Consider the following 22,216-nt stretch of genomic DNA (forward strand, 5'->3'; position numbering starts at 1 on the left):
TTACATTCAAAGGGAAAGCCATGTCTCAGTCTTTCAGACCCCCAACGTCGATCCGGACCGTCCTTGCGACCTCAAGCCTGGCGCTGGCCGCGATGCTTGCCGGTCCGGTCCTTGCACAGACGACAGCCGAGCCCGCAGCCACGGGTGACGCCACGCAGTCAGACGCAGCCAGCAAACCCAATATCATCATCATCTTCCCCGATGACGTGGGCTGGACCAATATCAGCGCCTATGGCCAAGGGGTGATGGGGTACCACACGCCCAATATCGATCGACTGGCGCGTGAAGGCATCATGTTCACCGAACATTATGCCCAACCCTCCTCGACCGCCGGACGTGCGGCGCTGATCACCGGGCAATACCCGATCCGCTCGGGCCTTACCACGGTAGGCCGCCCCGGCGCCGATCTGGGCCTGAAGCCCGCCACGCCCACGCTGGCCGAGGTGCTGAAGACCCAGGGCTATGCCACCGCCCAATTCGGCAAGAACCATCTGGGCGACCGCAACGAGCACCTGCCCACCATGCACGGCTTCGACGAGTTCTTCGGCAATCTCTATCACCTGAACAGCTCGGAAGAACCCGAGCAGAAGGACTATCCGCCCGCACCCTTCTTCGAGAACTACGGACCGCGCGGCGTGGTGCACAGCTGGGCCACCGATGTCGATGATCCGACCGAGGACCCGCGGTTCGGCCGCATCGGCACGCAAAGGATCGAGGATACCGGCCAACTGACCATCGAGCGGATGAAAACCGTCGATCAGGAATTCTATGATGCCGGGCTTGATTTCATCAAACGCGCCGAAGAGGCTGACAAGCCCTATTTCGTCTGGATGAACCCCAGCCGGATGCACATGTACACGCATCTGACCGACGAGGATCGCTATCTGGCGCTGAACGACACGACCGAGCACGATCTCTACGGCTCGGGCCTGATGCAGCATGACCGCCAGGTCGGGGCCTTCCTCGACTCGATCAAAGAGATGGGCGCACTGGAAAACACCATCGTCATCTACTCGACCGACAATGGCCCGGAACACAGCGCCCGCGCCCATGGCGGCACCACGCCCTTCCGGGGCGAAAAAATGACCACCTATGAGGGCGGAGTCCGCGTGCCCTTCATCGCTTGGTGGCCCGAACAGATCCCCGGCGGCAGGGTCATCAACGGCATTCAGGCCCATATGGACGTGCTGCCGACCTTGGCCGCCGCCGCCGGGGTTCCGGATGCCGCCGAACGGATTCTGGCTGAACAGGATCAGGTCATCGACGGCGTGAACAACCTCGACCTCTGGGAAGGCAAGACCGACAAGTCGCTGCGCAATGATTTCCTGTATTACTACGAGGGCGACATCAAGGCGGTGCGGGTCGGAAACTGGAAGCTGCATTTCGCAACCAGCGAGGACTATTACAGCGAGTGGGTCACGCAGAAATTCCCGATGATCTACAACCTGCATTTCGATCCCTATGAATCCTTCGACACCGTCGGCGACCGCTCGCAGGCGATGCAGCGCAAGCAATGGCTGTCCGAGCCGGTGCAGGATCTTCTGGGCAAGCATGTGCAATCACTCATGGAGCACCCGCCGGTGCAGTCCGCGCCGACGCTGGATTTCTCGGCCATGATCAAGCAGATGAACGCGGCCAACCAGTAACCAGCCTTGCGGCGCGCCCCAACCATCGGGCGCGCCGCCCCTGTTGCCCATGTGGAACCCGTGACGATGGCCCAAGCCCCTGCCCTGGACCCGACAGCCCGCAGGAGCGGTCAGACCTACCGCTTTCACGCGATGGTCAAACCCTCGGGGGCCGAGTGCAATATCGACTGCACCTATTGCTTCTACCTGCACAAGTCGGGGCTGCTGCATCACCCCGCCCATTCGCGCATGTCCGACGAGGTGCTCGAGCAGCATATCCGGCAATATATCGAGGGCCAGACCGGCGAGGAGGTTATCTTCTCGTGGCAGGGCGGAGAGCCGACGCTGATGGGCCTGCCCTTCTTCCAGAAGGTCGTGGTGCTGCAGGCGAAATACCGCAAACCCGGCCAGCGGATCGAGAATGACCTTCAGACCAATGGCCTGCTGCTGGATGCGCGCTGGATCACCTTCCTGAAAGCGCACGGCTTCCATGTCGGGCTGTCGATCGACGGGCCGCGCCATCTGCATGACCGCTTCCGCGTGACCAAGAACGGCAAGCCGACCTTCGATCTGGTCATTGCCGCCGCCAAGCTGCTGCGCGAGGCCGAGATTCCCTTCGCCGCGCTTTGTGTGGTGAACCGCGAAAATGCGCTGGAACCGCGCGCGGTCTATCGCTTCCTTGCCGACGAACTTGGCACATGGCGTGTCCAGTTCACCCCCGCTGTCGAGCCGCGCCAGTTCCAGACCGACGCCCCCGCCCTGACCCACGACCAGCCGCGCGAGGACGAGCCGCGCGCCCGCCCCGGCCTGCCGGACTCGATCGTCACCGACTGGTCGGTCGATCCGGTCGATTACGGCGCCTTCCTGTCGGCGGTCTGGGATGAATGGTTCGCCACCGATATCGGCCGCGTCCATGTGAACCTGTTCGAGACCGCCGTGGCGCAGGCCGCCGGCCAGCCGGCGCAGATGTGCACGCAAAGCGAGTTCTGCGGCAAGGCGCTGGCGGTCGAGCATGATGGCGAGGTCTATTCCTGCGACCATTTCGTCTATCCCGACTATCGTATCGGCAATATCGGCGAGACCCATCTGGGAGAGCTGGCCTTTTCCAAGCCGCAACAGGATTTCGGCCGGGCGAAAAGCGCCACCCTGCCGCAGAAGTGCCGCGATTGCGCCTATCTGCGGCTCTGCTGGGGCGAATGTCCCAAGAACCGGCTGATCCGCACCGCCACGGGCGAGCCGGGCCTGAACTATCTCTGTGCCGGGCTCTATGCCTTTTATGACCACATCGGTCCGGATGTGGTCCGCATCCTGCAGCGGCTGGGGCGGCTCTGACCCCCGCCGCACCCTGCGGAGCCGGTCCCGGCACCCCGACCCAAAAGCCACAACCCCCTGTTGCCGCCGTCCTTTTGCTGGACGGGAACCGGGCTTCACGTTACTCTGACAGCAAAACGGGACATCAGATCCCGAAAGCGAGGCAGTATGGCAATCCCCGAGCGGTTCTCGAACCTGCCGGATTATGCGTTTCCGCGTCTGCGGAAGCTTCTGTCGGGCATTCAGCCCGGCGGCGAGCCGATGGTGATGACCATTGGCGAGCCCCGCCATGCCATGCCCGATTTCGTCGCCTCGGTGATGGCCGAGCATATCGGCGAGTTCGCCAAATACCCGACCAACGAGGGCACGCAGGGCCTCTTGGACGCCATTTCCGGCTGGCTCCAGCGCCGTTATGGGCTGCAGGTCGCGCCAGAGCGGATCATGGCGCTGAACGGCACGCGCGAGGGGCTGTTCAATGCCGCGCTGGCGCTCTGCCCCGAGTGGAAGAATGGCGAGCGGCCGGCGGTGCTGATGCCGAACCCGTTCTATCAGGTCTATACAGTCGCGGCGGCCGCCGTGAACGCCGATCCGGTCTATGTCCCGGCGACGCGCGATACGGACGACCTGCCGGACTATGCCAGCCTGCCCACCGATCTGCTGGATCGCACCGCCATCGCCTATATCTGCTCGCCGGCCAATCCGCAGGGCGCCATTGCCTCGGTCGATTACCTGCAGGAACTGGTGACGCTGGCAGCGCGGCATGACTTCCTGATCTTCTCGGATGAATGCTATTCCGAGATCTGGCGCGATACGCCGCCGCCCGGCGCGCTGGCCGTCGCCACTGCCATGGGTCAGGCCGATCGGGTGGTGATGTTCAACTCGCTCAGCAAGCGGTCGAACCTGCCCGGGCTGCGCTCGGGTTTCGTCGCGGGCAGCGCCGAGAACATCGCCCAGATCCGCAAGCTGCGCAGCTTTGCCGGTGCGCCCCTGTCGCTGCCGGCGCAGCGCATCAGCGAGGCGGCATGGCGCGACGAGGCGCATGTGACCGCGAGCCTGCGCCTCTACCAGCAGAAATTCACCATCGCCGACCGGGTGCTGGGCAATGTGCCGGGCTATCAGGGCCCCGCTGGCGGTTTCTTCCTGTGGCTGCCGGTCGAGGATGGCGAGGCGGCGGCGAAGACGCTTTGGGCCAAGGCCGGGATTCAGGTCCTGCCCGGTGCCTATCTCTCGCGCGAGGTCGGGGGCCGCAATCCCGGCGCAGGATTCATCCGGGTGGCCCTGGTCGGCCCGGCAGACGAGACAGAAACCGCACTGACGCGGCTCAAGGCCGTGCTTTATGATGCGGGCGAGTAGGGAAGGGTAAGGATCATGGCAAGCTGGCAGGCGAAACACCGCGATCCGCTGTTCGATCAGACGACGCAGGCGGCGCTGGAACGGCGCGGCAAGGAACTCTTGGGCGGCGGGTTGGTGCTTCTGGGCATCATCGTGGCGATGATGCTGTCGAGCTGGTCCCCCGATGACCCGAGCTTCCTCTCGGCCACCGACCAGCCGGCCGAAAACCTGCTGGGCACCTTCGGCGCCTATATCGCCTCGCCGCTGATGATGATCGCCGGCTATGGCGCCTGGGGTCTGGTCGTCGGTGCGGTGGTCTGGGGCCTGCGCCTGATGCTGCACCGGGGTGAAGAGCGGATCATGCGCGCGATCTTCCTGCCGATCGCCGTGGCGCTCTGGTCGATCTATGCAACCTCGATGGTCCCGCCCGCCGAATGGGCGCAGAATTATGGCCTTGGCGGCCATTTCGGCGACATGGTGATGGGCGCGATCCTGACCGTCCTGCCCTTCAGCCCCTATGTCGGCATCAAGCTCGCCGCCCTGCTGGTCGCCGCCGGCGCACTGGCATTCTCGGCCTTCGTGCTGGGCTTCGACCAGACTGAGCTGCGCCAGCTGTGGCGGCGCTTCGTCATCGGGCTGGTGACCGCCTATGACGGCGCCATGCGGCTGGCCGGTCGCGGTGCGGTCCTGTCGACCCAGACCGCCCAACGCCTGCGCGAGAAGCGGGCCGAGAAGCGTCAACGGGCTTCGGCTGTGCCCGATGCACCCACCTTCACCGAGGCACGTATGGGCCTGATGGCCCGGTTGCGCGGCCAGCCCGCCGGTACGGAACCGATGGAGCAGCTGACCGAGGACTGGCCCGAGCCGGAACTGGTCGATCGCAGCGCCCATTACGACGGCGAGGCGCCCTCGGCCGAAGAGGTCAACCACCGCATCAGCGATGCGATCAAATCCCACGGCAACCGCCCCTCGGTGCTGGCGACCGTGGCCGCGCGGCTGGCCCGCGACGGCGGCCGCAGTCAGCCCGAACCCGAAATCGACGAGATCGAACCCGCCGAGGCCCGCCCCTTCGGCGCCGAGACCGCCCGTGTGGTGATGCCACCCAAGGTGAAGCCCCCTGCCCCCTCGCGCCAGGCCCAGGCCGAGGCCCAGCCCGCTCTGCGCTTTGACGAATCCACCAGCGCCTATGAACGTCCGCCGCTGTCGCTGCTGACCGCCGCCGTCGCCAGCCCGCAGCACCAGATGAGCCAGGAATCACTGCAGGAAAACGCCCGCATGCTCGAGGCCGTGCTGGACGATTACGGCGTCAAGGGCCAGATCACCGAGGTCCGCCCCGGCCCGGTGGTCACGCTTTACGAACTGGAACCCGCGCCGGGCCTGAAGGCCAGCCGGGTGATCGGTCTGGCCGATGACATCGCGCGCTCGATGTCGGCGCTGTCCGCCCGCGTCTCGACCGTGCCGGGCCGCACCGTCATCGGCATCGAACTGCCGAACCAGCGCCGCGAAAAGGTGGTGCTGCGCGAGATCCTCTCGGCCCGCGCCTTCGGCGATGGCAGCCACCCGCTGCCCTTGGCCCTCGGCAAGGATATCGGTGGCGATCCGGTGGTGGCAAACCTCGCCAAGATGCCCCACCTGCTGATCGCCGGCACCACCGGCTCGGGCAAGTCGGTGGCCATCAACACCATGATCCTGTCGCTTCTCTACAAGCTGACGCCGGATGAATGCCGGCTGATCATGATCGACCCGAAGATGCTGGAACTGTCGGTCTATGACGGCATCCCGCACCTTTTGTCCCCGGTCGTGACCGACCCCAAGAAGGCCGTCGTGGCGCTGAAGTGGGTCGTCAGCGAGATGGAGGACCGCTATCGCAAGATGTCCAAGATGGGCGTGCGCAACATCGAGGGCTATAACGGTCGCGTCCGCGAGGCGCTGTCGAAGAACGAGATGTTCCGCCGCACCGTCCAGACCGGCTTTGACGAGGATACCGGCGAGCCGGTCTTCGAGACCGAGGAATTCGCTCCCGAGAGCCTGCCCTATATCGTCGTCATCGTCGACGAAATGGCCGACCTGATGATGGTCGCCGGCAAGGAGATCGAGGCCTGCATCCAGCGCCTCGCGCAGATGGCCCGCGCCTCGGGCATCCACCTGATCATGGCGACGCAGCGCCCCTCGGTCGATGTCATCACCGGCACGATCAAGGCGAACTTCCCCACCCGGATCAGCTTCCAGGTGACCTCGAAGATCGACAGCCGCACCATCCTGGGCGAACAGGGGGCCGAGCAGCTTCTGGGCCAGGGCGACATGCTCTACATGGGCACCGGAAGCCGCATCACCCGCATCCACGGCCCCTTTGTCAGCGACGAGGAGGTCGAGGAGGTGGTGAACCACCTGAAGAGCTTCGGCCCCCCGAGCTACAAATCCGGCGTGGTCGAGGGCCCCGAGGACGAGGTCGCCTCGGATATCGACGCCGTGCTGGGCCTCGGCGGCGATGGCAGCGACGATGCGCTTTACGACCAGGCGGTGATGATCGTCGCCAAGGATCGCAAGTGCTCGACCAGCTATATCCAGCGCAAACTCGCCATCGGCTATAACAAGGCCGCGCGGCTGGTGGAGCAGATGGAGGAGCAGGGGGTTGTGTCCTCGGCGAACCATGTCGGCAAGCGCGAGGTGCTGGTGCCGGAGGTGTGAGGGGGGCACTCGCTTCCGCCGCATCTGACCAAGGGCCAGCGGCTGACCGCCGGGGGACGCAGGGGAGGTTGAGCAAAGCACCTTTATGGCGAAAATATATCGAACGGCTGTTCGGCGCTGACCGTCACCAAAGCTGCCGCCCAGGGGGTGGTCGGCCGCTGGCCCGGCGCGCCTCGCGCTTGATTCCGGGCCGGGGTTCGTCGGGGGAGAGTGGACTTTGGTACAATTCGATAGACACCGCACCCAAAGCCTATCTCGAAAGTCTAGAGGCCGCGGTATATTTCCGGCCCCGGTGGAGAACATCTTTCAGTCGTGAAAATACGAATCGGAAAAATCAAATTGCGTTTTGATATAATATCGCGCCAAAGCCCGCATAATTTCTGCAGCCACGGATAGTCTGCGGGTCTCGGATGAGATATCCCCATCCGATGGATAATCCTTCGATGCATGAGCAGTAGCAACACGGCAATTTCGATAGACATACTCTTCAACAGAGAGGTCCTGTCTATTTTCATTGAACATCTTCAACATTTTCTCAGGAACTTCGGCGCAGGCCTGGTCGAAGACCTAGGCAATCCATGCCTTAACCCTCGGTCCCTTCCGCTTCATTTCAAACACCTTGAAGAAGCTGAGCACCTCTTGAGATGCAATTTCAGCTTCTGCAGCGTTCAAGCCCTCACGGTAGTAAGAAAGACAATTCAATAGCCGCTCGTCATCTGGCATGGTGCGACCGAACGCCCAGATTGACATAGTCGAGGTGGCTATATCGCGTCTCGGAACGGGTACGGGCACCGGGTTGCCAGACCAACCCTCACGCAAGATCGCGTAGCGATTATCACACCATGACAGAAGGCTCAGAAAACGATTGAAAAGCGTCCTCGCCTCCTCAGCCGTGACGCCTTCGTTGAAGAGATCGATGCTTAACGAATAGGAGTTGTCTTTCGTCTTAGGAAATAGAACGAAATGGCGGCCACCAAACTTGATCCGTGTCGGATCCTTTGGCCAAGTGACATTTGTATCAACGCCAAGATTCAAGAACTTCGAGTGGCTTTGGACGCCGAGCCGTTTGTGAAATGCGTTGCGCTCATCCTCACTCTCATATTCGCGCCGGTCCGTCTTTAGCGGCAAGCCCATTTCGCGGGAAAGGTCAACTTCCTGCTTCAACGCTCGAAAAAACTCGCGACTTAGGACCAATTGGCGCGTGCTGCTCGACACAAGCTGGTCATGGTCAAAGTCCTTGCCGGCACCTTCGGCGGTTAGCGACGATGCATACCGTGACACATAACTTGCCGTCTTTCGGGAACCGCCCTCCTCGAAGAGGAACTTTGCGTGATACTCATCGTTCCCGGGAATACGAGCTATGGACAGCGACAAGGAGATAAGGGCATTGCAGTGGCATTCTTCTTGCAACAAAGCCGCGATAGCCGCCACGAGCGACGTTGTATTTCTGAACGATCCGCTCACTCCACCAACGGGTCGAAGCTCGCTCATGATTGAAGCGACTTGCCCTGCCCATCCACTGAGGATGGGCACATAGCCCAAAATTGAACGTGCAATTTCCTCATTTGTAAGCCGCTGTGTCGCTCTTTCACGACCTCGCGGAAGCTGACCATACCCACGCAAACTTTGAAAGCGTTCAAGCGTTTGGTCGTAGCTCTGTATCTCAGAAAGATCACGATGGAGGCGTAGTGAGAGGTCTTTTGCATACATCCCTAACGCTTAGTTAAGGATGCGCCGGCCATCAATACGCCCAAAAGCGCCATTTTTTGTTCAGTACCCATTTTTCCCGCTCTAGCAACTGGGATTCACCTGCCAATCTACAATGCTGTGACCCATCATTCACCACACCGATATCCTAACCCGTGCACCCCCTGTGCACAGCCTGTGCACACCCGGTGTACGCACTGTGCACCCCCATCCCCAGCATTTGCTGGCCCTTCCGCCGCTCACCCCTCCTCCCGCGCAACACCCACCGCACGCCGCCGTTGCGCAACGCCCCGCCGAAGCCCGGGACCCGCAGCGCGATCCCGGAATAGTCCGACCTCTCCCCAATCCTTGCAACCGCGCCATAAACCCCCAGATAACCTTTTCAAAAACCGGGGAGCCTACGCATGGCCGAGAAGCTGAAACTGACCTGTCTCGATTGCGGGCAGACCAATGCCGTGCCGGCCGAGAAGCTTGCCCAGGATCCCAAATGCGGCACCTGCGGCGTGGCGCTGATGCCGGGGAAGCCCGTTGCCGTCGATGCCAGGACGCTCGAGAAGGCCGCGAAGACCGACCAGGTGCCGCTGCTGGTGGATTTCTGGGCGCCCTGGTGCGGTCCCTGCCGGCAGATGGCGCCCGAGTTCGAGAAGGCCGCGCGCACGCTGAAAGGCCGCGTGCGCCTGGCCAAGATCGACACCGAACGCGAGCCTGCCGCCAGCCAGCGTTGGGCCATCCGCGGCATCCCCGCCTTCATCCTGTTCCGCGGCGGCCGCGAACTGGCCCGCGAGGCGGGCGCGCGCCCCGCCGCCGACCTGGTCCGCTTTGCCGAGGTGGCAGTCGGGGCGCGCTGATTTCCGTTCAGGACCGGTAACTTGCGGCGTATCATGGCAGGGTCCGACTCGCGAATGGAGCCTGCCATGCCCCGCTGCCTTGCCCCTCTGTCCCTCTCCGCCCTGCTGGCCGCCTGCACCCCCGCGCCCGGCCCCACCGACCCGGCCGATTTCGCCTTCATGGGCAGCTGGGATTGCGGCGTGACGGTGATGACCTTCCTGCCCGACGGCTACATGCCCTCGAACGAGGACGCGCCGATCGCCGTCGCCGAATTCCTCCGCACCGCCAACGGCGCGACCCAGATCACGCTGGCCAATGGCAACCGCATGTCGCTGCAGAACGTGACCGACCAGACCATGACCTGGTTCTCGCACCAGTCCGGCGACAGCTTCGATTGCACCCGCGTCGCCGGCTGACATGGCTTGACAATCGGCCTCCGCAGGCTAGAACCGCGTGCTGTGGGGCCATAGCTCAGTTGGTAGAGCGCATCGTTCGCAATGATGAGGCCAGGGGTTCGACTCCCCTTGGCTCCACCAGATAAATCAGGTGGATTTTTAGAAAATTTTTATTCCTCAATGGCTTGGCTGCACATGAGTCATGAAGCGATAGCATTTTGCTACATATTCCGCTACAAGATTTGCTACATCCAGACGTTAGGGTCTGCGCCATAACATCGGCGGAATCGCTATTGTGAATAGCCCCGAGTTCCTTAGACGCCTTCGCGTCTTGTCATCTTCCACCGCTCGGACTCGGCAGGCGACAGCATCCCGCTCCTCGCAGGCTTGCGCTTCGGGTTGTATAACATTTCAATGCAATCGAACACGTTCTGCCTTGCTTCCTCGCGGGTCCTGTTGGCCCCGCGCCTGATCCGTTCGCGCTTGAGCAGATTGAAGAAGCTCACGGCGACCGCATTATCGTGACAGTTGCGAGGACGATTCATCGAATGGTCAAGATCGCAGCGCGCAAGAATGCCGTCCTGTCCATGCTGAGAACTGACTACCCTGATCTGAAGGAATCGGCGCCATTCCCTTCAATGCTCGCCGACAGACTGCCATAAGCATAGCTTGCAGGACGACATCCGTCGTTTGACAGTTTTGCCTCGACCAGCTGAGAACGGCGGTGAGAAAGTCGACCACGGTAGCGGCGGGATGAGCCCGCTGCGGGCGGCGTAAAAGTCGTCCACCTTTACCCTTTCTGGCGACAGGGAGGGCGGGAGGATTTTCACCGTGGATTTGTATCGGAAGGTTCGCCTGGCTTGTTCAGAAGGCATGAGCCAGCGCGAGGCTGCGCGTCAGTTTGGGGTTTCCCGCGACAGCGTTCGGAAGATGTTGGCGTTCTCGGTTCCGCCTGGATACCGGCGGACGGCGCCGGTGAAGCGGCCGAAGCTGGATGGGTTCACCGAGATCATCGATGGCTGGCTGGAGGGGGATCGCGAGGTCCATCGAAAGCAACGGCACACGGCGAAGCGGGTATTCGAGCGGCTTCGCGATGAGCATGGCTTCACCGGCGGCTATACGATCATCAAGGACTATATGCGGGAGCGCGAGCGGCGCGGCCGAGAGATTTTCGTGCCGCTAGCCCATCCGCCAGGACATGCCCAGGCCGACTTCGGCGAGGCTGTGGTCGTCATCGGCGGCGTCGAGCAGAAGGCGCACTTCTTCGTTATGGACTTGCCGCACAGTGATGCCTGCTTCGTGCGCGCCTATCCCGCGGCGACAGCGGAAGCCTGGGTAGACGGCCACGTCCACGCCTTCGCCTTCTTCGGCAGGGTGCCGGTATCGGTCCTCTACGACAACGATCGCTGTCTTGTTGCGAAGATCCTGGCGGACGGCACACGTCAGCGGGCCACGCTCTTCAGCGGGTTCCTGTCCCACTACCTGTTCCGAGACCGCTATGGCCGCCCCGGCAAGGGGAACGACAAGGGCAACGCGGAAGGATTGGTCGGCTATTCCCGCCGCAACTTCATGGTCCCGGTCCCGCGGTTTGTGAGTTGGGCTTCGTTCAACGCCTATCTGGAGGAGCAGTGTCGCAAACGTCAGGCGGATGTTCTGCGCGGCCAGTCCGAGACCATCGGGGAACGCCTCGTGCGAGATCTGGTCGTGATGTCTGATCTGCCACCCGCGCCGTTCGATGCCTGCGACCAAGCCACCGGGCGAGTCAGTTCCCAAGCGCTGGTGCGCTACAAGACCAACGATTACTCGGTGCCGGTCGCCTACGGCCACCGCGATGTCTGGATCAGGGGCTATGTCGACGAGGTTGTGATCGGCTGCGGTGGCGAGCTCATCGCACGCCACCCCCGCTGCTATGACCGCGAGGACATGGTGTTCGATCCGGTGCATTACCTCCCGCTCATCGAGAGGAAGATCAATGCTTTGGATCAGGCCGCGCCTCTTGCCGAATGGAACCTGCCGCCGGAGTTCGCAACCCTGCGCCGCCTGATGGAGGCGCGGATGATCAAGGCGGGACGCCGGGAATATGTGCAGGTTTTGCGCCTGCTGGAAACCTTCGACATCGATGATCTCCACGCGGCCGTGAAGAAGGCCCTGCAATTGGGCGCTGTCGGCTTCGATGCCGTGAAGCACCTCGCTCTCTGCCATGTTGAGAAACGGCCGCCGAAGCTGGACCTCGATGTCTATCCCTACCTGCCGCGGGCCAACGTGGGGACCACCTCGGCGGCAAGCTACATGTCTCTGCTGTCGGGAGACGCGGCATGACCGGTGCGCCGCAGATCCTGCTTGCTCATCACCTGAAGACGCTGAAGCTCCCGACCTTCTTGCGGGAGCACGAGAAGCTGGCGCGCCAATGTGCAGCCGAGGGCCTGGACCACGTCCAGTTCCTCGCCCGACTGGTCGAACTGGAACTGATCGACCGCGAGGGACGGATGATCGAACGCCGGATCAAGGTTGCAAAGTTCCCCGCCAAGAAGAGCCTGGACAGCTTCGACTTCAAGGCGATCCCGAAGCTCAACAAGATGCAGGTGCTGGACCTTGCCCGTTGCGAATGGATCGAGCGGCGCGAAAACGTCATTGCGCTCGGACCGAGTGGCACGGGCAAGACGCATGTTGCTCTGGGGCTGGGACTGGCCGCTTGTCAGAAAGGAATGTCGGTCAGCTTCACTACGGCCGCGGCACTGGTCAACGAGTTGATGGAAGCCCGCGACGAGCGCCGCCTCCTGCGGCTCCAGAAGCAGCTGGCTTCGGTCAAACTGCTCATCATCGATGAACTGGGCTTCGTGCCTCTGTCAAAGACCGGCGCCGAGCTACTCTTCGAGATGATCTCGCAACGCTACGAGCGCGGCGCCACGCTCATCACCAGCAACCTGCCGTTCGACGAATGGACCGAGACCTTCGGAACAGAGCGGCTGACCGGCGCTCTGCTCGACCGCCTGACCCACCACGTCAACATCCTCGAGATGAATGGCGAGAGCTACAGGCTCGCGCAAAGTCGGGCCCGAAACGCCGGCCAGACCCCATAGAAAACCGCAACGCGCGCTTGAGCCCGCCGCTCGGGCTACGCCCTCCCGGCGGGCTCAAGCGCGCAAGAAAGTGGCCTGCTTTTGCGCCGCCCCGTGGCCGGTTTTTGCTCCGCCGTTGACAGGTTTCGAGGCAGGCGAAGGTGATATCGTCGGCCTGATCCTTGATCCGACGGACGAGGCCGAACTGGCAGGCAATGCGCAGCCATTGATCGTCGGCGTCGCCTTCGACGCTTTGGCTCAGGATTGCTTCTGCTTCTGACCGTGCAAAAGGCCGCGCCGCCCGTGGTGGCGGCGCGGCGGCTATTCCGGCTTCCAAGCGCCGGGATCGGGATCGCGGGTGCGGTTCTGTCGTGAAGAGTGGCGGTAACTTGGATTGCCGTCTGGTAAACCTGAAGGAGCTCTAAGATGAAGAAAATCGCTCTGACTGGCCTGATGGCCAGCCTGACCACCGCACTGGCGAGCGGCGTCGCTTTCGCCAACATGGGGCCGCGCCCGACCCCAGTCCCGGAAATCAGCGCCCTCGAAGGCACCGCCGCGATCGCCGCGCTGGCCGCCATCGTGCTGCTGACCTGGGAGCGTCGTCGTCGCGCCCACTGATCGGTTTTTGTCGATCGGTATATTGACAGGCCCGCCCTTCGGCGGGCCTGTTCATTCCAGAACCTGTTCTTCAACGATTGCCTGCGATGTCAGATAGCCGTGTGATACCCGCCCGTCCCCCGTTCCGCCCGCTGCTGCTGGCGGCGTTTCTGCTGGTCGCCCAGTTCCTTGTCATCGGGGTGACCTTCAAGCACGGGATCGAGTTCCGCTGTCTCGACAACTGGCCGCAACCGGCCTGTGCCACGGCCAGCAAGTCACTGGCGGCGCTCTATTGCATCATTGCCGCGATCGGGCTTTTCGCGCTGCTGCGTCCGGCGCTGTTTCGCACCCTTCTGGCCGAGGCTGGCCGCAGCCTGAAGCCGCTGGGGCTGAACCTCGCCGGGTTCGCGCTGGCCATGCTGCCCGCCTTGTTCATGCGGCAGGGGCAAGGGGCAGCCATGCTGTTGCCGGCCTTCGCGCTGTGGGCACTGGGCATGGGGTTACTGCTGGTCGGGTTGCTGGGTTGGCTGGCGCCCTGGCGCTTGTGGCGGCAGTTCCTGCGCGCCGGGGGCGGCGCGCTGGCCGTGGTCGTGGCCGCCGGTGCGGCCGCGCCTGCGCTTGCGGTCAAGCTGCAACCGGTCTGGCAACTGGACACCATCGCAGACCTGACCTTCAGTGCCGTTGCCTGGCTGATCGATGCCGCGGGCTACGTGACCCTCTCGGACCCGGTGCAGAAGCATATCGGGACCGAGGATTTCATGATCTCGGTTGCCCCTGTCTGCTCGGGAATCGAGGGCATCGCCCTGGTCACGATCTTCGTCAGCCTCTACCTGTGGCTGTTTCGTGCCGAGCTGCGCTTTCCCCATGCCCTGCTGCTCTACCCGCTGGGTATCCTGGCCAGTGCCACGCTGAACGTGGTGCGGATCGCCGTGCTGTTGATCATCGGGATCGAGGGCCGGCCAGAGCTGGCCGTCGGCGGCTTCCACAGCCATGCCGGATGGGTCATGTTCACCGCTGTGGCGCTGGGGATCATCGCCGTGGCGCGGCAGATCGGCTGGCTGCACCGCGCGCCGACGGCCGCCGTGGCCACCGCACCGGAATTGCCGCCGCTGCGCCGTGACCCGGTGGCGGCACGCATCCTGCCCTTCGCGGTCTTCATGCTGACCGCCGTGGTCGTCCCCGCGATCAGCCAGAACCCGGCGATGTTCTACCCGATCCGGGTGCTGCTTCTCGCCGCCGCCGTTGCGCTGGTCTGGCCGGTCATCCGCGATCTGCCCCGCCGCGTCGCGCCCTTGTCCTGGATCGCCGGTGCAGCTGTTGGGGTGATGTGGATCGCCATCCCCGTGACCCCGATCGACGGCCCCCCGCCCTACGGCAGCCTGGCGGGAGGGGCGCTGGCCTTGTGGTTCCTGTTCCGGGGCATCGGCACGGTGCTGCTGGTGCCGCTGGTCGAGGAGCTGTTCTTCCGCGACTACCTGGAAAGCCGCATCCGCGGTGCCGCACCCGACCAGCCCGCTCCCCTGTGGCGGGTTTTGCTTGCGGCGACGATCACTGCCGGCCTTTTCGCCGCCCTTCACGACCGATGGATCGAGGCGCTGATCGCCGGCCTGGTCTTTTCGCTGGTCACCCGGCGAACCGGACGGATCTCCGATGCGATCGCGGCCCATGCCATCGCCAACCTGATCGTCTTTGGCGTGGCTGTCGGTACCGGCAACCTGGCGATTATCTGAAGGCCGGGCGCGGCATCTCGCCCGAACGATGTCGCCTGCGAAGGATCCGCAAAGCACCCCGTCAGAGGCGGGTGATCACAGCCCCAGCTTCGTTGCCACCAACTCGTCCACGACGGCCGGATTGGCTTTTGCCGCCAGTGGCCCTCCCGCCAGTGGCCTTCAGCACCGGGCCGACGAGCCAGCCGGCGAGTTTCGGATTCGCCTTCTCCCTCTCGACCTGAGCCGGCTTCGCGGCGATGATCTCGTCCACGTCGGTTTCGATGGACCCCAGACCGGAGACCTGCTTCATGCCTCGCGCGGCCACGATCTCGGCGGGTTCGCCGCCCTCGGCCCACGGAATTTCGATCAGGTCCTTGGCGATCCAGCCCGAGGCGACCAGGTCGACTACTCCGTCAAGCTACGCTGCGGAAATCGGCGATGTCTCGATGGTCAGTCCCTTCTTGTTCATCCGACCGAACAACTCGTTGATGACCCTTCTGACCTGCCATGAGATTTTTCCTCCATCTGTAACTAGAATCCTTTCCAAGGAGCGGGCAGACGATGAAGAAGGTAGACTGACCGAGGAGCAGATCATTGGTATCCTGCTGGAGCACGAGCCCAGTGCGAAGTGCGCCGACCTTTGCCCCAAGCACGGCATGTCGGAGGGCACGTTCTACGCTTGAAGGGCAAAGTATTCCGGGATGGCGGTGTCCGAGGCCAAGAGGCTTCGGGCACTTGAGGACGAGAACCTCAAGCTGAAGAAGCTGCTGGCTGAACAGATGCAGGATTTGGCGGCTGTTCATCCTGCTGCGTCAGGAAGGCGAGCCGTCCGGTATCAACCGGATCTATCGTTTGTATCGCCCAGAGGGGCTGATGGTGCGCAAGCGCAGGGCGCGCCGCAAGGCCATTGGAACGCGCGCCCCTATATTGATCGATGCGCGGGCCAATGCCCGCAGGTCCTTGGACTTCGTGCATGACCAGTTCGCCTGCAGTCGGCGGTTCCGGATTCTGAACGTAGTCGATGACGCCACCCGTGAATGCCAGGCGGCGATCCCGGACACATCGATCTCGGCCGCCGCGTCTTGCGGGAACTGGCATCGTTGTTCGAGCGCCGAGGCAAGGCGAGCATGATCGCGTCCAATAACGGCACAGAGTTGACCTCCAATGCAATCCTGCGGTGGTGTGCCGAGAACGGGATCGACTGGCATGACCTTGCGCCGGGCAAGCCTCTGTAGAACGGCTTCGTCGAAAGCTTCAATGGACCGTTCCGCTACGAGTTCCCGAACAAGACTTTGTTCCGCAACTTGGCTCATGCTCGCGAGCTGATCACGGCTTGGGCGATCGACTACAACACCGCGCGGCCGCACTCGGCCTTGGGCTACCAAACCCCCACGGGGTTCGCCCTTCACCTGACCAGCGCAATCGCCCGACCCACTACGCGAGATGAAAGACCCGTGGCAGGTCAATGTGTCCGCCATCCTTTTTTCGCGGTTCCCCCGGTGATGGCGATTTCCTTGTCGTTTACGGCGCCGCGGTTCTGACCCTGATCCGCATCGGAAAGGCCCTGCATGCTCAGCTGCGCCGCGCGCATCCCGAGTCGGTTTTCGATCCGGCACCCTATGCGGGCCGCATTCGGGCCCGCTCCGAGATCTATGACGCCAGTCTGACACCCAGGGTGCTGGCCCTGCTCGACGCCGTGGAAGCGCAGCACCGGACCGATGGGAGGACAGGTCGGCCGGTGCCGCCGCAGATGGCCGTCCCTCCCATCTGACTGCGGGCCGCATCGCGCATGCGGACGCGGATCAGAAACCATCGTGATCCCCATCCCAAACGCGTCACTCGAAAGCCGTCAACCATCGTTCCGATTATCCGACATAGGTTCTACATCCCCGTGAACCGAAGGGTTGGCTGGTGCATTTGCGCCTCGCAAGCTTGAGCTCAGCAGCCTTGGCACCTGACCTATCGATCACCTCGGCGGCGATCATCACCATCGCCGGGGTAGTGACCATGCGAGGTAAGGCCGGTTTCCGTGGGGGAATGATTTCTGCCAGCAGGCCGAAACCGATAACCCTCCTACCGATCTCTGACTGGCCAACCATCGGCCTGTCCATTATACTCTCCACCACCGGCCCCACACAGAGGCACCTCCGCATGGCAAAGATCGGTCGCCAACTCAAGGAACTGCGCAGCCGGCGGCAGCTCAGCATCCGGGTGCTGGCGGCGCGGTCCGGTGTGTCGCATTCGACCATCTCGCTGATCGAGCGTGACCAGATCAGCCCGACCATCGACACGCTGGGGGCGATCCTCGATGCACTTGGCACCACCATTGTCGGATTCATGTCCTCGGGGCGGACTGCGCAGGCGAACCCGTTCTACCGCGCAGACGACCTACCGGAGATCGGCGGATCAGATGGAATATCCTACAAGATCATCGGCTTGAACTTTCCCGCGCGTCAGATCCAGTTCCTCAAGGAAAGCTATCGCCCCGGCGCCGACAGTGGCGGCGGGCTCAGCCATGCCGCCGAGGAGGCCGGCTATGTCCTGGCGGGCCGGGTCGAGCTGACAGTGGGCGAGAAGATCGCGATCCTCGAGGCGGGCGACGCCTATTACTTCGACAGCCGGCAGGAGCATCGGTTCCGCAACATCGGCGGGACCATCGCCGAGATCGTCAGCGCGGTCACCCCGCCGAACTACTGACGCGGTCGATATACTGGACAGGCCCTTCCGGCCGAATTGACGGCTGACCGGCCCGGCCACTAGCCTTCCGCCTGTCATCCGTAGCCGGGAGGAACCGAAGATGAGCCTGATCCAAGACTTGCCGCATGGCGTGACCTGGCTGCGCCAGCCGGCGCGCAGCGCCAGTGGCGACAATGCCCCGGTCGAGGCCGCCGTGCGCCAGATCCTGGCCGATATCCGGAGCCGCGGGGATGCCGCGGTCAGGGAGTACTCCGAACGCTTCGACGGCACCGCGCCCGAGGTCTTCGAGGTTTCCATGGCCGACCGCGAAGCCGCCGTCGCGGCGCTTGATCCGCAGACCCGCGCCGATACCGAATTCGCCATCGCCAATGTCCGTGCCTTCGCCGAGGCCCAGCTTGCGACCATCGGCGCGCTGTCCGATTTTCAGCCCCGCCCTGGCGTGCACATGGGCCATCGGGTCATCCCGGTCGAGCGGGTCGGCTGCTATGTGCCGGGCGGGCGCTATCCGCTCTTGTCGGCGCCGATCATGACCATCGTTCCGGCGACGGTGGCGGGCGTCGGCGAGATCATCGCCTGCCTGCCGCCCAATGCGCATCCCGCAATGATCGCCGGCTGCCACCTCTCGGGCGCTGACCGCATCTTCCGCATCGGCGGGGCGCAGGCCATCGCCGCAATGGCCTTCGGCACCGCCTCGGTGCCGCGCGTCGACAAGATCGTCGGCCCCGGCAATGCCTATGTGAACGAGGCAAAGCGGCAGGTTTTCGGCCCCGTGGGCATCGACCAGCTGGCCGGCCCCTCCGAGATCTACATCCTCGCCGACGAGACCGGCGATGCGGCGATGATCGCCACCGACCTGCTGGCCCAGGCCGAGCATGACGTGCGCACCCGCGTCGGCCTGATTACCACCGACAAGGCCTTGGCCGAGGCGGTCGAGGCCGAGGTGGCGCGCCAGCTGCAAACCCTCTCGACTGCCGAGACCGCCGGCGCGGCCTGGCGCGACTATGGCGAGATCGCGGTCTGCGCCGACGAGGCGGCGATGATCGCCTATTCCGACGTGATCGCGGCCGAGCATCTGCAGGTCCATACCCGCGATCCGCAGGCGATGGCGGCGAAGCTGCGCAACTATGGCTCGCTGTTCATCGGCCCCTTGGCCAGTGTCGTCTATTCCGATAAATGCGCCGGCACCAACCACACTCTGCCGACCATGGCGGCGGGGCGCTATACCGGCGGGCTGTGGGTCGGGGCCTATGCGAAGATCGCCACGCATCAATGGCTGACGCCCGAGGGTGTGCGCGAGGTTGCGCCGCCTGCCGCACGGCAAAGCGCCAGCGAGGGGCTGGAGGGTCATCGCCGCGCCGCGCAGCTGCGGCTGGACCTGCTTCAGGCGAAATAGGGCCGTTGTGCCGAATGGTCGGTCGCCGCCTCGAAGGCGGCGCCGACGCGGCAGATCATCGCCTCGGCCCGATGCTTCCCGATGATCTGCATCCCCAGTGGCAAACCACCCTCGAAACCGATGGGCAGCGACAGCGCCGGGTGGCCGGTCAGGTTGAAGGGCAAGGTGCGCATCGCCGTCCAGACGGTTTCCTCACGCTGGAACGCCGCCACGGGCGGGGCTGCGGCCAGCGTGGTCGGTGTGACGATCACATCGCAATCGGACATGACAGAATCGATCGCAGCACGGATCGACACCCCCGCCTTGCGGGCGCGGGCCATGTCGGCTTTCGACAGCCCCGCCCCGGCGGCAAGGCTCTGCCGCGCCTGACGCCCGTAGCCATCCAGTTGATCCGCCAGCATCTTCCGATGCAGGTGCAACGCCTCGGCATGGAGGATCACAGCACCGGCAGCTTCGGCCAGCGCATAATCGGGCAGGGCGATCAGCCGGATCTTGGCCCCCAGCATCGACAGGACCGACACCGCCTCATCCATCGCCGCCACCAGAGCCGGAGTGGCGGCGGGATCGTCGGCGAACCAGTCGCGGGCATAGCCGATGCGCAACCCGCGAACGCCCAGCCCCAGCCCGTCCAGACCCGACGATCCCGGTGCCATCGCCTCCAGCATCAGCGCGGCATCGGAGACGCTGGCCGCCAGCGGCCCGAGATGATCGAGGCCGGGCGACAAGGGAAACACTCCCTCCATCGGCACCAGCCCATAGGTCGGCTTCAGACCCACCACCCCGCAATAGGCGGCGGGGCTGCGCACCGAGCCGCCGGTATCGGTGCCAAGCGCGATCCTGACCAGCCCGCCCGCGACGGCGGCGGCCGAGCCCGAGGACGAGCCTCCGGTGATGTGCTCGACGTTCCACGGGTTCCTCGCCGGCGGATAGGCGCTGTCGAAGGTCGGGCCGGTCAGCGCGAATTCATAGGTGGCAACCATGCCGAGCGGGATCGCCCCGGCCCGGCGCAGTGCAGAGATGACAGCGGCATCCTTGGTGGCCACGCGATCGGCAAAGATCCGGCTGCCGCATGTAAGGGGCTGACCCTCGACCTCGACCAGGTCCTTGATCGCGACGGGAATGCCCAACAGCGGGCCGCCTTCCTCCCCTGCATCCAGCGCGGTGTCCGCCAGATCGGCGGCGCGGCGCGCGCCCTCGGCATCCAGCGCCACGAAAGCGCCGATCCTGCCGTCGCGCGCGGCGATACGTTCAAGATGCGCCTCGACCAGATCGCGGGCGCGAAGCTGGCGGGCGCGAAGCTGCGCAGCAGCCTCGGCAAGCGGCAGGTCAGCGGGGTTCATGCGCGGCGGCCTCGGCAGATTTCAGCAGCGTGCAGGCAGCGGCAAGCGAGCAAAAAACCGGCAATGCCGCCGCCCTGTCCCGCGCATCCAGCGCGATCCCCGCCTTCTCCAGCGCTTTGTCGAATTTCTGCTGATCGCTCAGGGCCATCAGGTCCGTGCCTTCTCGAAGGCCGACCATGCCGCCTCGAAAGCCGCGAAGTCAAAGCCCTCGGCCCGGGCGGGTTCCAGCACCAGTTTTTCGGTCTCCAACAGCTTGCGGATCGAGGCGGCCAGCACCGGGATCACCTCGGCAGGCACCACCAGCGCCCCGTGGCGGTCGGCATGGACCAGATCGCCCTCGGCCACGGTCAGGCCGAAGACCCGCACCGGCTGACCGACGCTGCGCAGATGCACATAGCCATGGCTCGGCCCGACCGAGCCGGCGATCACCGGATAGCCCTTGGGCAGATCGCCCAGATCGCGCACCACGCCATTCGTCAGCGTGCCCGCCAGACCGAAGCCCTTGTGGACGGTCACATTGATCTCGCCCCAATAGGCGCCGATGGCGTTCGGGACATCCAGATCCTCGACCACGGCAATGGCGGGTTTCGGTGCCTCGGCCATGTAGCGGTAGTAATCCATGCGCCGCGCCCGGATCACCTCGGGCGGCTCGGTCGGGGGCGCGATGGCCGAGAGGCTGGCGGTTCGGGCGTAACCGACGATGGCCCCGGCCTCGGGTTCGGTGCAGATGACCGTGCCACGGGTGAAGCGGTCAAAGCCGCGACGGCCCTCGGCCACCTCGATGGCATTGCAGACCGTGGGGGTGTCGACCGATCTCAGCAGGTCCAGCAGGGCGGTATCCATCATGCCTCCAGCCAGCGGGCCAAGGCCGCCGTGGTGTGTTCGGGTTGTTCCAGCGTGGGCAGATGGCCCGCGCCTTCGATGATCTCCAAGTTCGAGCCGGGCACCTGCCGGTGCATCAGCTCGTGGCGTTCGACCGGGCACAGCCGGTCCGCGCGCCCGCAGAGGATCAGCGTGGGCATCCCCGCGCCGGCCAGCACCTCCTGCCGGTCGGGCCGGTCGCGCAGCGCCAGCGACTGACGGGCGAAGACCTGCGGGCCAAGGTCCAGCGCCATCTCCATGCAGAGGTCGAGGAGATCGGGATGCCCCGCCGCGTCGGCCAGATAGTTCGGGATCATCTGCTCGGCCATGACCTGACGCAGCCCGCCCGCCTCGACCGCCGCGATCTGCGGCGCGCGGCGGGCCTGAACCTCGGGCAGTTCGGCGCGGGGATTGGTGTCCAGCAGCGCCAGCCGCTCGATCCGGTCAGGCGCCTGCGCCAGAACCTCCATCGCCACGATCCCGCCCATCGACAGGCCCGCCAGCGCGAAACGCGGTGGGGCATGGGCCAGCACCTCGGCCGCCAGCGCGGCGGTCGAGCTGTGGCCGCTGATCGGCGCGACGCGGACCTCACGGGTCTGGCCCAATGCGGCGATCTGCGGGTCGAACAACCGGCCATCGCACATCATTCCGGGCAGAAGGATCAGCGGCGTCAT

At 64.3% G+C, this 22,216-nt stretch carries 20 protein-coding genes, 1 tRNA gene and 3 pseudogenes; 16 read left to right on the forward strand and 8 right to left on the reverse strand.

The features are described 5' to 3' along the window. The first annotated feature begins 20 nt into the window (after positions 1-20). From CX676_RS13075 to CX676_RS13090, 4 genes are all read left to right on the forward strand, one after another. The gene (locus CX676_RS13075) at positions 21-1,646 is read left to right on the forward strand and encodes an arylsulfatase (protein WP_198590192.1); all 1,626 of its coding nucleotides are present in this window, start codon (positions 21-23) and stop codon (positions 1,644-1,646) included. Positions 1,647-1,712: 66 nt separating this feature from the next. Further along, the gene (locus CX676_RS13080; protein WP_157935927.1) at positions 1,713-2,957 is read left to right on the forward strand and encodes an anaerobic sulfatase maturase; all 1,245 of its coding nucleotides are present in this window, start codon (positions 1,713-1,715) and stop codon (positions 2,955-2,957) included. A 147-nt stretch (positions 2,958-3,104) separates the two neighbouring features. Continuing rightward, positions 3,105-4,289 carry an aminotransferase class I/II-fold pyridoxal phosphate-dependent enzyme gene (locus CX676_RS13085; protein WP_101753016.1) on the forward strand — a complete coding sequence of 395 codons (1,185 nt, stop codon included), beginning with the start codon at positions 3,105-3,107 and terminating at the stop codon, positions 4,287-4,289. 15 nt (positions 4,290-4,304) lie between these two features. After that, on the forward strand, positions 4,305-6,956 hold the full coding sequence (locus tag CX676_RS13090; RefSeq protein ID WP_101753017.1) for a DNA translocase FtsK: 2,652 nt from the start codon (positions 4,305-4,307) through the stop codon (positions 6,954-6,956). A gap of 306 nt (positions 6,957-7,262) precedes the next feature. On the opposite strand, the gene mauJ is transcribed toward CX676_RS13090, so the two are convergent. Together mauJ and CX676_RS13095 are read right to left on the reverse strand one after the other, a co-directional pair. Next, positions 7,263-7,487, reverse strand: a complete 225-nt coding sequence (gene mauJ / locus CX676_RS23315; RefSeq protein ID WP_408634460.1) for a methylamine utilization protein MauJ — start codon at positions 7,485-7,487, stop codon at positions 7,263-7,265. Between the two features lie 36 nt (positions 7,488-7,523). Beyond that, on the reverse strand, positions 7,524-8,666 hold the full coding sequence (locus CX676_RS13095) for a hypothetical protein (RefSeq protein WP_157935928.1): 1,143 nt from the start codon (positions 8,664-8,666) through the stop codon (positions 7,524-7,526). Between the two features lie 401 nt (positions 8,667-9,067). On the opposite strand from CX676_RS13095, the gene trxC reads away from it, so the two are divergent. The 3 genes from trxC to CX676_RS13110 all read left to right on the forward strand — a co-directional run bounded on the left by trxC (position 9,068) and on the right by CX676_RS13110 (position 10,027). Then, positions 9,068-9,511 carry a thioredoxin TrxC gene (gene trxC, locus CX676_RS13100; RefSeq protein WP_101753019.1) on the forward strand — a complete coding sequence of 148 codons (444 nt, stop codon included), beginning with the start codon at positions 9,068-9,070 and terminating at the stop codon, positions 9,509-9,511. A gap of 66 nt (positions 9,512-9,577) precedes the next feature. Then, a complete protein-coding gene (locus CX676_RS13105; RefSeq protein WP_157935929.1) occupies positions 9,578-9,907 on the forward strand; it encodes a hypothetical protein in 330 nt (109 codons plus the stop codon). 44 nt (positions 9,908-9,951) lie between these two features. After that, positions 9,952-10,027: transfer RNA gene (locus tag CX676_RS13110), tRNA-Ala, on the forward strand. 173 nt (positions 10,028-10,200) lie between these two features. Here the strand turns inward: CX676_RS13110 and CX676_RS22965 are convergent. Beyond that, a pseudogene (locus CX676_RS22965) lies at positions 10,201-10,633 on the reverse strand (DDE-type integrase/transposase/recombinase); the annotation flags it as partial. 84 nt (positions 10,634-10,717) lie between these two features. Between CX676_RS22965 and istA the strand changes: the two are divergent. The 5 genes from istA (at position 10,718) to xrtE (ending at position 15,272) form a co-directional block, all read left to right on the forward strand. Beyond that, positions 10,718-12,205: an IS21 family transposase gene (gene istA / locus CX676_RS13120; protein WP_157935855.1), complete on the forward strand. Its 1,488-nt coding sequence runs from the start codon at positions 10,718-10,720 to the stop codon at positions 12,203-12,205. Further along, the gene (gene istB / locus CX676_RS13125) at positions 12,202-12,966 is read left to right on the forward strand and encodes an IS21-like element helper ATPase IstB (protein ID WP_028095139.1); all 765 of its coding nucleotides are present in this window, start codon (positions 12,202-12,204) and stop codon (positions 12,964-12,966) included. The genes istA and istB overlap by 4 nt, the downstream gene beginning before the upstream one ends. Positions 12,967-13,081: 115 nt before the next feature. Next, a complete protein-coding gene (locus CX676_RS22570) occupies positions 13,082-13,225 on the forward strand; it encodes a hypothetical protein (protein ID WP_232816451.1) in 144 nt (47 codons plus the stop codon). Between the two features lie 146 nt (positions 13,226-13,371). Next, a complete protein-coding gene (locus CX676_RS13130) occupies positions 13,372-13,563 on the forward strand; it encodes a VPEID-CTERM sorting domain-containing protein (protein WP_101753022.1) in 192 nt (63 codons plus the stop codon). A gap of 86 nt (positions 13,564-13,649) precedes the next feature. After that, positions 13,650-15,272, forward strand: a complete 1,623-nt coding sequence (gene xrtE, locus CX676_RS13135; protein ID WP_101753023.1) for an exosortase E/protease, VPEID-CTERM system — start codon at positions 13,650-13,652, stop codon at positions 15,270-15,272. Between the two features lie 75 nt (positions 15,273-15,347). Here xrtE and gatB read toward each other — a convergent pair. Continuing rightward, positions 15,348-15,744, reverse strand: a pseudogene (gatB, locus tag CX676_RS22970) (Asp-tRNA(Asn)/Glu-tRNA(Gln) amidotransferase subunit GatB); the annotation flags it as partial. Between the two features lie 43 nt (positions 15,745-15,787). Here gatB and CX676_RS13145 point away from each other — a divergent pair. From CX676_RS13145 to hisD, 4 genes and pseudogenes are all read left to right on the forward strand, one after another. Further along, positions 15,788-16,792 (forward strand): annotated as a pseudogene (locus CX676_RS13145) (IS3 family transposase). Further along, on the forward strand, positions 16,717-17,022 hold the full coding sequence (locus CX676_RS22790) for a hypothetical protein (RefSeq protein ID WP_198590374.1): 306 nt from the start codon (positions 16,717-16,719) through the stop codon (positions 17,020-17,022). Before CX676_RS13145 ends, CX676_RS22790 begins: the two are co-directional and overlap by 76 nt. Positions 17,023-17,402: 380 nt before the next feature. Beyond that, positions 17,403-17,948 carry a cupin domain-containing protein gene (locus CX676_RS13155; RefSeq protein WP_101753025.1) on the forward strand — a complete coding sequence of 182 codons (546 nt, stop codon included), beginning with the start codon at positions 17,403-17,405 and terminating at the stop codon, positions 17,946-17,948. Between the two features lie 100 nt (positions 17,949-18,048). Continuing rightward, positions 18,049-19,341: a histidinol dehydrogenase gene (gene hisD / locus CX676_RS13160; protein ID WP_101753026.1), complete on the forward strand. Its 1,293-nt coding sequence runs from the start codon at positions 18,049-18,051 to the stop codon at positions 19,339-19,341. On the opposite strand, the gene CX676_RS13165 is transcribed toward hisD, so the two are convergent. From CX676_RS13165 to CX676_RS13175, 4 genes are read right to left on the reverse strand one after another with little or no spacing between them, the layout of a single operon-like run. Next, the gene (locus tag CX676_RS13165) at positions 19,329-20,681 is read right to left on the reverse strand and encodes an amidase (protein ID WP_101753027.1); all 1,353 of its coding nucleotides are present in this window, start codon (positions 20,679-20,681) and stop codon (positions 19,329-19,331) included. The two genes, hisD and CX676_RS13165, sit on opposite strands and share 13 nt — an antisense overlap. Further along, positions 20,668-20,829, reverse strand: a complete 162-nt coding sequence (locus CX676_RS22575) for a hypothetical protein (RefSeq protein WP_157935932.1) — start codon at positions 20,827-20,829, stop codon at positions 20,668-20,670. The genes CX676_RS13165 and CX676_RS22575 overlap by 14 nt, the downstream gene beginning before the upstream one ends. Next, positions 20,829-21,524, reverse strand: a complete 696-nt coding sequence (locus CX676_RS13170) for an RraA family protein (protein WP_101753028.1) — start codon at positions 21,522-21,524, stop codon at positions 20,829-20,831. Before CX676_RS13170 ends, CX676_RS22575 begins: the two co-directional genes overlap by 1 nt. Beyond that, complete coding sequence (locus tag CX676_RS13175) at positions 21,524-22,216, reverse strand: alpha/beta fold hydrolase (RefSeq protein WP_101753029.1); 693 nt, start codon at positions 22,214-22,216, stop codon at positions 21,524-21,526. The genes CX676_RS13170 and CX676_RS13175 overlap by 1 nt, the downstream gene beginning before the upstream one ends.

The organism is Paracoccus zhejiangensis (genome assembly GCF_002847445.1).
Lineage (GTDB): Bacteria > Pseudomonadota > Alphaproteobacteria > Rhodobacterales > Rhodobacteraceae > Paracoccus > Paracoccus zhejiangensis.